At 70.6% G+C, this 6,369-nt stretch carries 8 protein-coding genes; 4 read left to right on the top strand and 4 right to left on the bottom strand.

What is annotated here, in order from left to right:
* On the bottom strand, positions 1-220 hold a 220-nt coding region (locus ACOJSN_RS03050; protein WP_420111039.1), incomplete at its 3' end, for an FAD-dependent oxidoreductase.
* A gap of 205 nt (positions 221-425) precedes the next feature.
* On the opposite strand from ACOJSN_RS03050, the gene ACOJSN_RS03045 reads away from it, so the two are divergent.
* Positions 426-1,376, top strand: a complete 951-nt coding sequence (locus ACOJSN_RS03045) for a sugar-binding transcriptional regulator (RefSeq protein WP_420111038.1) — start codon at positions 426-428, stop codon at positions 1,374-1,376.
* A 206-nt stretch (positions 1,377-1,582) separates the two neighbouring features.
* Here ACOJSN_RS03045 and ACOJSN_RS03040 read toward each other — a convergent pair whose 3' ends face one another.
* Positions 1,583-2,080, bottom strand: coding sequence for a hypothetical protein (locus ACOJSN_RS03040; protein ID WP_420111037.1), 498 nt, complete (start codon positions 2,078-2,080; stop codon positions 1,583-1,585).
* Positions 2,081-2,249: 169 nt separating this feature from the next.
* Here ACOJSN_RS03040 and ACOJSN_RS03035 point away from each other — a divergent pair, with 169 nt between their 5' ends.
* Both ACOJSN_RS03035 and ACOJSN_RS03030 read left to right on the top strand, forming a co-directional pair.
* Positions 2,250-2,843: an ArsR/SmtB family transcription factor gene (locus tag ACOJSN_RS03035; protein ID WP_420111036.1), complete on the top strand. Its 594-nt coding sequence runs from the start codon at positions 2,250-2,252 to the stop codon at positions 2,841-2,843.
* On the top strand, positions 2,840-4,120 hold the full coding sequence (locus ACOJSN_RS03030; protein WP_420111035.1) for an MFS transporter: 1,281 nt from the start codon (positions 2,840-2,842) through the stop codon (positions 4,118-4,120). Before ACOJSN_RS03035 ends, ACOJSN_RS03030 begins: the two co-directional genes overlap by 4 nt.
* Here ACOJSN_RS03030 and ACOJSN_RS03025 read toward each other — a convergent pair.
* Positions 4,086-4,976: an A/G-specific adenine glycosylase gene (locus ACOJSN_RS03025; protein WP_420111034.1), complete on the bottom strand. Its 891-nt coding sequence runs from the start codon at positions 4,974-4,976 to the stop codon at positions 4,086-4,088. The genes ACOJSN_RS03030 and ACOJSN_RS03025 overlap by 35 nt on opposite strands.
* Before the next feature lie 99 nt (positions 4,977-5,075).
* Between ACOJSN_RS03025 and ACOJSN_RS03020 the strand changes: the two genes are divergently transcribed.
* Complete coding sequence (locus ACOJSN_RS03020; RefSeq protein ID WP_420111033.1) at positions 5,076-5,948, top strand: hypothetical protein; 873 nt, start codon at positions 5,076-5,078, stop codon at positions 5,946-5,948.
* Positions 5,949-5,976: 28 nt separating this feature from the next.
* Here ACOJSN_RS03020 and ACOJSN_RS03015 read toward each other — a convergent pair.
* Positions 5,977-6,369, bottom strand: a 393-nt coding sequence (locus tag ACOJSN_RS03015) for a phytanoyl-CoA dioxygenase family protein (RefSeq protein ID WP_420111032.1), incomplete at its 5' end; no start/stop codon positions are given.

The raw sequence follows: 6,369 nt of genomic DNA, 5'->3' as shown, positions 1-6,369 counted from the left end.
GCTCGTTGAGCGCCTCGTGCACCAGGTGGAAGTCGAGCATCTGCAGATACCGGAGGCCGCCGTGCACGAGCTTGGACGAGCGGGAGGAGGTGCCACTGGCCCAGTCCTGCGCCTCCACGATGCCGGTGCGCAGGCCTCGGGTCGCGGCGTCGAGCGCAATCCCGGCGCCGGTGACGCCACCTCCGATGACAAGGACGTCGAGTCCGGCGTCATCGCTCATCGCTGCCAGTGCGTCGGTGCGGTCCTGTGCGGTCAGTGCCGGTGCGGTCACGGTGCCACCACTTCCGTTGCTGGTCGTGTCCGGGAGTACGTCCCGGGTGCGGCTGCGACGCCGCACGGTCACACACTTGCGGCTCTCGCACAAACGCGCAAGCATCCTGCACATATGTGCAGCACGCCGAGGGCGAGATGGGAGTCTGTGAACCGTGCAGGACGAGGACGCGTATCGCGCCGCCACCATGTACTACCTGCAGAACCAGACGATGGATGTCATCGCCAGGACCTTGCAGGTGTCCCGTTCCACCGTGTCGCGGCTGATCGCACACGCTCGCGAGGTGGGGCTGGTGCGGATCGCGGTCGAGCAGCCCCCGAGCCGTGCCGGCCAGAACCTCGGGCACCGCCTGGCCGCGACGTTCGGGATCCGCGCACACGTGGTGCCGGTGCGGCCGCGCTCGACCGAGCTGCAGCGGCTCGACCAGGTCGCCGCGGTGGCAGCCAACCTGCTCGGGCAGTGGTTCGGCTCCCACATGGTGCTCGGTGTGGCGTGGGGCACCACGGTCTCCGCGATCGCCGGACACCTGCGCCGGATGCCGACCACCGGTTCCACGGTGGTGCAACTCAACGGTGCTGCCAACACCTATGCGAGTGGCCTCACCTACGCCAGCGATCTCATCGGTGCGATCGCCGACAGCTTCGATGCCACAAGTCAGCACTTCCCGGTCCCGGCGTTCTTCGATCACCCCGAGACCAAGACTCTGATGTGGCGCGAGCGCAGCGTGCAACGCGTCCTCGACCTGCAGCGTCGGGTCGACATCGCGCTGTTCGGCGTCGGCTCGCTGACCGCGGAGGTCCCCTCCCACGTGTACTCGGCCGGCTACCTCACCGACCAGGACCTGGCCGCCCTCGATGCCGACGGCGTGATCGGCGATGTCTGCACCGTGTTCCATCGCGAGGACGGCAGCTACCGCGACATCGAGATCAACAGCCGCGCCACCGGCCCGAGTCCACGCGAGCTGCGCCGGGTCGCCCGGCGGATGTGCGTCGTCGTGGGGGAGGCGAAGGTCCCCGCGCTGCTGGGCGCCCTCCGCGCCCGGGTGGCGACCGACCTCATCATCGACGAGACCACCGCCCGCCACCTCCTTGACCGCGCCGCCTGACTGACCCTCACCGGTTTCAACGCGAATCCGGCGCCACGGAACTTTCAACGCTCTTCCGGCACGGCAGCGGTTTCAACGCACTTTCGGCGGCGGTCCCGACGCGGCGGCAGGACGCCGAAAGAGCGTTGAAACCTGCGTAGCGCCGAAACAGCGTTGAAAGCTCCGTGGTGCCGGAAGAGCGTTGAAAGCTCCGAGTGCCGGGGTGGTCAGAGGGAGCGGAGGAGGTGGACGCGGAGGAGTGCGAGGGCGACGACGAGCTGGAGCGTCACCAGTGCGCCGACCACGGCGCCGACGATCCCGGCCGTGTTGGCGAGCGCCCACACACTGATCACCAGCACGCATGCGCCGACCACCACGCGCATGAGGATCGCGAAGCGTGCGGCGGTGGCGCGGACGGCCTCGCGCGGCACGTTCGAGCGGGCGGCGGCGGCCGAGTCGTCGCTGCCTGGCTCGCCGACCTGGCGCAGCACGCGTATCAACCCGATGCCGGCGATCGCCGCGGCCACTAGCGCGCACGCCTGCCCGACCGCGAGCAGTGAGAGGCCGGCCGTGATCGGTGGCGTGCGCAGGTCCTCGCCGGCGAGCGAGAGCGCTGCGGTGCCGATGCCGGCGAGCGCGAGGCATGCGACCGCGAGCGTCACGAGCGCGCGCGTATGGGCGCGTACCGCCCGGGCGATCAGCACGTCTGCGGGCACGGTCTCCACGGCGTGAACCCTAGCGGCAAGCGTTCTCGGGCGATTCGCTGCCACCGTGCGACCGCGGATCGCCCGGAAACGCTTTCCCGGCCAGGGGGAGAGTGGCTAACACAGATGGTCAAGGAGTCTTGATCAAGGAGGCTTGATAAAGAAGTCTTGATGATCTACTGTCGGTGTCATGGACGCAGAGCAGGACCTCACCTCGATCAGCAATCCCGAACGCATTCGAGCGCTCGCCCACCCCGTGCGGCTGGCGTTGCTCGACCACCTCGAGTCCGTCGAGGACGCCACTGCCACCCAGTGCGCCGAGGCGGTGGGGGAGTCGGTCGCCTCGTGCTCGTTCCATCTGCACTCACTGGCGAAGTACGGCTTCATCGAGCCAGCTCCGCGTCGGGGCCGCGAACGCCCGTGGCGGTCCGCGATGCGCGGCGGCATGGACGTGCGTCCGAGCCAGGAGGTCGGCTCGCACCGGGCGGTCGCCGAGCTCGCGAGCATGCAGGTGCTGCGCCAGGCCGAGCGTGTGCGCAACTACCTCGCCACCTATACCAACGAGCCGGAGGAGTGGGCGCAGGCGGCCACGATCACCTCCAGCACCTTCTGGGCCACCGCCGAGGAACTGGCCGAGCTCAGCAAGCACCTGCAGACCGTGGCGCACGAGTGGTACGCCGGCCGCGAGGCTGACCCGACCAAACGCCCGGAAGGCTCACGTCGTGCGCACCTGTTCGCGGTCGCGAACCCCGAGCCCCTCACGCACGAAGGTGACGAACGATGACCATCGCAGCGGCGCTCCGCCGTCGACCAGCAGCCTGGGAGCACCAGCCCTTCCGGCGCCTCACCGCAGCCTGGCTGACCACGAACATCGGTGACAGCGCGCTGTACCTGATGGCCGCAGTCTGGGCCAAGGACCTCACCGGCTCGGATGCCGCAGCCGGCGTCGTGTTCGCCGTGCTCGGCCTGGCCACGCTGCTCGCGCCGGTGATGGGACACCTGGTCGACCGCACCTCGCGGCGGAGGCTGATGATCATCGGCAACCTCGTGGGCGCCGGCATGGTCTGCCTGCTGTTCCTGCTGACGGCGGACCGGTTCTGGTTGCTCTACGTGGTGATCTTCGCCTACGGAGCCCTCGGCACGCTGACCGGCGCAGCGCAGTCCGCGCTGCTCCGCGACATGCTGCCCGACGCTCACCTGGCCTCCGGCAACGGCCTGCTGTCGACGATCGACCAGGCGCTGCGACTCGTCTCGCCGCTGCTGGGGACCGCGTTGTACGTGGTCGTGGGACCGCAGGCGGTCGTCGCGCTCACCGCGATCTGCTTCGTACTCACGGCGTTGCTGCTGACCCGCGTTCGGATGCAGGAGTCCGAGCCCGAGCCGGAGGAGGAGAGCGAGGGGTATCTGCGATCCGCCCTCGCCGGGTTCGGCCACATCGCCCGCACGCCCGTGCTCGCCCGCACCACGATCGTGATCGGGGTGGCGTTCGCCGCCACCGGGCTGCTCAACATCGCCACGTTCCCCGTGATCGAGCAGGGGCTCGGCTTGGCCGCAGCGTCGCTCGGCGTCCTGGTCAGCGTGCAGGGCATCGGCTCGGTGGTGGGCGGAGTCACGGCCGCCAGCGTGATCGCTCGATGGGGCGAGCCCCGCGTGTTCGCACTCGGGCTGGCGCTGCTGGCCGTCGGCGGGGCGGCATTCCTCACCCCCAGCGTGCTGCTCGTGAGCATCGGGATGGCGGTGGTCGGACTCGGCGTCACCTGGAGTGTCGTCGCGTTCGTGACGATCCGGCAGCGGCTCACCACGCCGCGGATGCAGGGTCGCACCTCGGCCGCATCGATGCTCGCGATCAACACGCCGCAGGCCGTGCTGACGCTCATCGGGGCGGCGGTTGTCGCGGTCGTCGACTACCGCCTGCTCGTCGCGCTCACCGTCATCGGGGTGGTCGTGGCGGCGCTGCCGGCGTTTGCGATCAAGCGGCTTCCCGAGCCCGAGCCCGAGCCGGAGCCGGAGCCGGAGCCTGAGCCGGTCACTCCGGAAGCCGGTATCGAGCCGGCGGTGTGAGTTCGACGAGCCCGTCGGCCACCAGTCCGGCGAGTGCCCGTGCCCGCTGCGCCTCGTCGCCCCATCGGGGCAGCTCGGTCTCGTCCAGAGGCTCGACGGCGTCCCGCAGGGCCGCCATCAATCGTCCCCTGGCCTGTCGATCGGTTCCGGCCCAGGCCTGGGTGCGGCGGCGGTGCGCATGGGCATCGCCGGGCTGGCCGACGGTTCGCCACCGGCACGCGGCCGCGAGCGGGCAGGCATCGCAGCGCGGTGCGCGTGCGGTGCACACGAGCGCACCGAGCTCCATCAGCCCGATGTTCCAGCGTGCACTGGTTGCGGCATCGGGCGGCAACACGTCGGCCGCCCGGTGCTCCTCGCCACGGGTGAGTGAGGGAGCGGGAAGGGCGATGCCGTCGAGTGCGCGGGCCAGCACGCGCCGCACGTTGGTGTCGAGGACCACGTCGCGCTCGCCGTAGGCGAAGGCCCGCACCGCAGCAGCGGTGTAACCACCGATCCCGGGAAGCGCGAGCAGGTCCTCACGCTCCCGGGGAACCACGCCGCCGTGCCGGTCACGGATCGCTGCGGCGGCTTCGCGCAGACGTACCGCCCGGCGCGGGTAGCCGAGCCGATCCCACGCTCGCAGCACCTGCGCCGGTGATGCGGCTGCGAGCGCAGCCGGTTCCGGCCATCGCGACATCCACGCCCGCCACACCGGCTCCACCCGTACCACCGGGGTCTGCTGCAGCATGACCTCCGAGACCAGGACCGCCCAGGCGGAGGTGCCCCGCTCGCGCCACGGCAGGTCGCGGCGGTGCTCGTCGTACCAGGCGAGCACGAGCGGCCACAGCTGCCGGGGCTCTGCGGCTGTCGTGGTCACGCACACAGTGTTCCCCACCATGCGCTCGCGGTTGCCCAGCTGCGACCCGGACGGAATGTCTGCCGGCTTCCGGCGCCCCGCTGGGTTACCGTCGCCGACATGAGGAGCACCACGACCCCGCCGAAGGGTGGCTCCTCCCCTCAGCGCGGGACGTCGCAGCGGGCCAAGGCGCGCCCCGGCGCGAGCCAGGCACGCGGCAAGCCGCGCCCTGCCGCCGGGAAATCGGGGGCCTCGGCGGCGGGCCCACGCGGTGCGAGCGGCGCCGCCAAGGCCACCAGCACCGCCCGGAATGCTGCCGGCGCCCGATCGCAGGCGCGCCGAGGACCCCGCACACCGCAAGGCTCCGGTACGGCCACCCAGCAGGACAAGGCAAGATTCCGCCGTCGCCGTCTGACCGTGCTCACGATCCTGCTCGTCCTCGTGGCCGGGATCGTCGTGGGTGTGCGGGCCGGTGTCAACGCCCTCGCGGCAGCCGACGACATGCTGCCTCGGCCGATCAGCGATACCCCGGTGGTCCCGCCAGATCCCGACGACGCACCCACCGGACCTCCCACAGAGGAAGAGCTGGCCAACCCGGTCGACTGTCGGCCAGCAGCGATCGAGCTCACGCTCGACATGCCGAACAGCGTGAAGGAGGGCGCCGCGACGGCGATTCCGGTCACCGTCACCAACACCGGCCAGGTGCCGTGCCTGGCGGACGTCGGGTCGCGGATCCAGCTCGTGATCTACTCCGGCGACGACCAGGTGTGGACCTCGCAGCACTGCTCGAACGCGGGTGAGCGACGCGTGCTGCTCGACATCGACGGCGAGGACAGCGCCTCGTTCCGATGGAACGGAAGCCGCAGCGCTTCCGGCTGTCCCGACCAGGCCGTGGCCAAGGCAGGCACCTACCGGGCCGTCGTCATGCTCCTCGGTGGCGGGGAAGATCCGGCGACGATCGCCGAGACCGAGGCGACGTTCACGGTGAAGTGAGTCAGCGCCGTCGGGCTCGCCGAGGCCGTCACAGCCCGTCGCGATCGTGCCAGTGCTCTTGCCACCGCCAGTCGATGGGTTCATGCAGGCGCTGATAGCGGATGTCGGTCGACAGTCGCATCCGGCCCTCGTCGGCGACGTTGTCCAGCGCGGCATGGATGAGATGGGCCGAGTGGACCATGACGTCCCCGGCGCGGTAATCGGTGACGAGCCAGCGGGCGTCGTGCTCCTGCGCGAGTGCGGGCAGGTCGGCGGTGATGGAGGCCGCGGGCCGTTTCAGCGTGCCCTCCCGCTCCTGTGCCATGACCGTGTGATGGGTGCCCTCGAGGTACGTCAGGCCTCCGAGGGTGGTGGGGCAATCGCCGAGCGGGATCCACATCGACAGCACGCGGTCGGTGCCCTCCCGCAGGTAGACCAGGTC

This window comes from Pseudactinotalea sp. (assembly GCF_048594945.1).
In the GTDB taxonomy this organism is placed as follows: Bacteria; Actinomycetota; Actinomycetes; order Actinomycetales; family Beutenbergiaceae; genus Pseudactinotalea.
This window is presented reverse-complemented; position numbering and strand designations above follow the sequence as displayed.